Here is a 3342-nt window from a genome sequence, read left to right on the forward strand (position 1 = left end):
TGAAACATAAATAGCACAATCAAAATCATAAGATATGAATATTAAAAAATCAGTTGATGTATTAAACAATTTAATTGCATCTCATAAAGATAGGGTAATAGCATATCAAAATGCAAAAAAAGGATTTAATGAAAATGACCTAGTTCAATTATTCAATGAGTTTGAAAAAACGAGCAATTTGTTTAATGAAGATTTGATATTTGAACTAAACAAAATAAATGGTGCAACAAAAGAAAATACTAAGAATCATAATTTCATAGATAAAATTTGGGGAAATTTAAAAATGAACATTCTCATAAAAGATAAAGAAGAAATTCTAAACAGATTGGAATATTCTGAGTTTGAAATACTTAAAGTATATAAAAACTCATTGACGAACAACACTGATTTTATTCCAAAAAAACTGAATCAAATTTTACAGCAGCAACAAATACTATTAACCAATCAGCATGACAAAATTAAAGATTTAGGAGATAGTATGATTGCAAAATCAAGTATGAGTTTTTAGAAGTAATTGTATTTTTTAAAAATATAATTCAGATTAAATTTAAAAATAAAGGAATGAACCAAATATTAACGATACAAAAAGAACGATTGGGAACTTATCTCAATCAAAGTTTTATTGAAGTTGGCCGCGCTACTGAATTTGCTATTCGTTTTTTTAAAGAAGCCATTAGGCCTCCTTATGAATTCAAGGAGTTGCTTAAACAATGTTACTTAATAGGATATAAATCTTTGCCATTGGTAACTATTACTGGTTTCATTATGGGGTTAGTTCTTACCTTACAATCGAGACCAACTTTAGCAGAATTTGGGGCCGAATCTTGGTTGCCTAGCATGGTGGCACTGTCTTTAATTAGGGAAATTGCTCCTGTAATTACTGCTTTAATTTGTGCTGGTAAAGTAGCTTCAGGAATTGGAGCTGAATTAGGCTCAATGAAAGTAACAGAGCAAATTGATGCCATGGAAGTTTCAGCAATTAATCCATTCAAATATTTAGTTGTAACAAGAATTATGGCAACTACATTAATGATTCCATTACTTGTAATTTATGCAGATGGAATAGGAATAGTTGGAGGTTACATGGGGATTAATATTCATGGAGATGTAAATGTTGTCCGCTATTTATCACAAGTGATTGAATCCATTACGTTTTTAGATATTTTTCCCGCAACTATAAAAACTTTTTTCTTTGGATATTTTATAGGAATGATTGGTTGCTATAAAGGATATAATGCTGAAAATGGAACTGAAAGTGTAGGTAAAGCAGCAAATTCTGCTGTAGTTACAGCCTCATTAACCATTTTTATAATTGATATGATTGCGGTACAAGTAACTGATTTATTTTTTTAATATGGAAAAAAATTACACTCTTCAAAAAAATAATCCAGTAATTGAAATTAAAGACTTACACAAATCATTTGGTACAAATGAAGTTTTAAAAGGAGTAACATTTAACTTAAACAAAGGAGAAAACCTGGTAGTTCTAGGTAAATCCGGTTCAGGAAAGTCAATTACTATTAAATGTATCGTTGGACTTATTAAGATAGACAGCGGCATTATTACAGTGTTTGACCAAGAAATCAATTCATTAGAAATTAACGAGTTAAACAAAATTAGAACACGCATTGGATTTCTTTTTCAAAATGCTGCTTTATATGATTCTATGAGTGTTCGTGAAAATCTTTCTTTTACATTGAGAAGACATGATACCTCATTATCAACTGATGCAATTAATGAACAGGTTTTAGAGGTACTAGAAAGTGTGGGATTGAAGGAAGCCATAGACAAAATGCCCTCTGAATTATCTGGAGGAATGCGCAAAAGAATAGGGCTTGCAAGAACACTGATTCTTAAACCAGAGATTATCTTGTATGACGAACCCACAACGGGACTTGATACCATTACCTCAAGAGAAATAAGTGAACTCATCTTAGAACTCCGACAAAAAAACAAAACATCATCAATAATTATAACGCATGATATGCCCTGTGCAAGACTTACATCTGATAGAATTGTAATTTTAAAAGAAGGTGTAATACATGTTGAAGGAACATATGATGAGCTAGAGAAAAGTGAAGATGAATGGGTTCGTTCATTTTTTATTTAAATTAAAAATTAAAAATCATGGTTAAAGAGTCAGGATACCAATGGAAATTAGGAATGTTTGTAATAGTTGGACTATTTTTATTTGTAGGTACCATCTATTTTGTAGGCAAACAAAAAAACTTATTTGGATCAACTATTGAGTTGTATTCAAAATTTAATTCAGTAAACGGTCTTGCAGTAGGCAACAACGTTCGATTATCAGGTATAAATATTGGTACTGTAGAACATATTGAATTCCTCAATGATACCTCGGTTGTTATTAAAATGGTAATCAAAGATGAAGTTAGAAAATACATCAAGAAAGATGCCGTGGCAAGCATTAATTCAGATGGTTTAATGGGCGATAAAGTCTTAACAATAACTTCAGGAAAGAAATCTACTATATTGATTAATGATCAGGATTATATTAGATCTAAAAAAGCCATTGAAATGGATGACCTGATGGTGAGTGTTAAGAAAAGTGTAGATAATGCCGGACTCATAACTGCTGAGCTAGCTCAATTTAGCTCAAGTATGAATAATGGTGATGGAGCATTATCTAAACTGGTTTCAGATAAAAAATTCGGGAATAGCGTGGACAACATGGTAACCAGCCTAGAAGCAAGCGCATCAGAGTTTAAAACTTTTACTACTAGTATGAACAATGGTAAAGGTGCTTTATCAAAACTTATAAGTAACGAGCGAATGGGGAATTCAATAGATTCTTCTTTAACCAATGTAAAAACAGCTACAAAAGGCTTAAATGAAGTAATTGAGGCAGCAAAACATAATTTTTTATTGAGAGGTTTTTTCAATAAGAAGAAAAAAGAAGAAGATAAAAAACTCGAGGAAGCACAAGAAATTGAAGAAGCCGAAATGAAAAAAGCTCTGAAAATGGATCAAAAAAATGATTCTCTTAAGAAATAATTCTCTTGTTTTATTGTATCCAAGCTATTTTTAGAAGTCTAAAACTATTTTGAATAAATAAGGTAAGTTAGTATACAAATCAGTGAAAATCACAACAAATAGCCATAGTTATATAATTTAATTAGTTAGTATTTTGGGAACTTTGGAGGGTGAAGATTATTTCACTATTAATAACCAAAATTATGAATTCAAATGATTTAGAAGGGAACTGGGAACAGCAGAAGGAGAAATTAAAAGAAAAATTTGTTGCTTTGACTAGCAACAAGTCATTATTTTCAGAATCTAAGAAAGAAGAAATGCTTAAAAAATACCAAGACAAACTAGGAA

4 protein-coding genes are annotated in these 3342 nt (G+C 30.5%); all 4 read left to right on the top strand.

What is annotated here, in order from left to right; all coding sequences use genetic code 11:
* Positions 1-34: 34 nt before the first annotated feature.
* From FPG59_RS15050 to FPG59_RS15065, 4 genes are read left to right on the top strand one after another with little or no spacing between them, the layout of a single operon-like run.
* Positions 35-508 carry a DUF2383 domain-containing protein gene (locus FPG59_RS15050; RefSeq protein ID WP_086455376.1) on the top strand — a complete coding sequence of 158 codons (474 nt, stop codon included), beginning with the start codon at positions 35-37 and terminating at the stop codon, positions 506-508.
* Between the two features lie 53 nt (positions 509-561).
* Positions 562-1353: an ABC transporter permease gene (locus FPG59_RS15055; RefSeq protein WP_086455377.1), complete on the top strand. Its 792-nt coding sequence runs from the start codon at positions 562-564 to the stop codon at positions 1351-1353.
* A 1-nt stretch (position 1354) separates the two neighbouring features.
* A complete protein-coding gene (locus FPG59_RS15060; protein ID WP_086455378.1) occupies positions 1355-2110 on the top strand; it encodes an ABC transporter ATP-binding protein in 756 nt (251 codons plus the stop codon).
* Between the two features lie 17 nt (positions 2111-2127).
* Positions 2128-3015 (top strand): MlaD family protein, encoded by an 888-nt coding sequence (locus FPG59_RS15065; protein WP_086455379.1) that lies wholly within the window; start codon positions 2128-2130, stop codon positions 3013-3015.
* The last annotated feature ends 327 nt before the right edge of the window (positions 3016-3342 follow it).

Source organism: Flavobacterium sp. FPG59, assembly GCF_002150205.1.
Taxonomy (GTDB): domain Bacteria; phylum Bacteroidota; class Bacteroidia; order Flavobacteriales; family Flavobacteriaceae; genus Flavobacterium.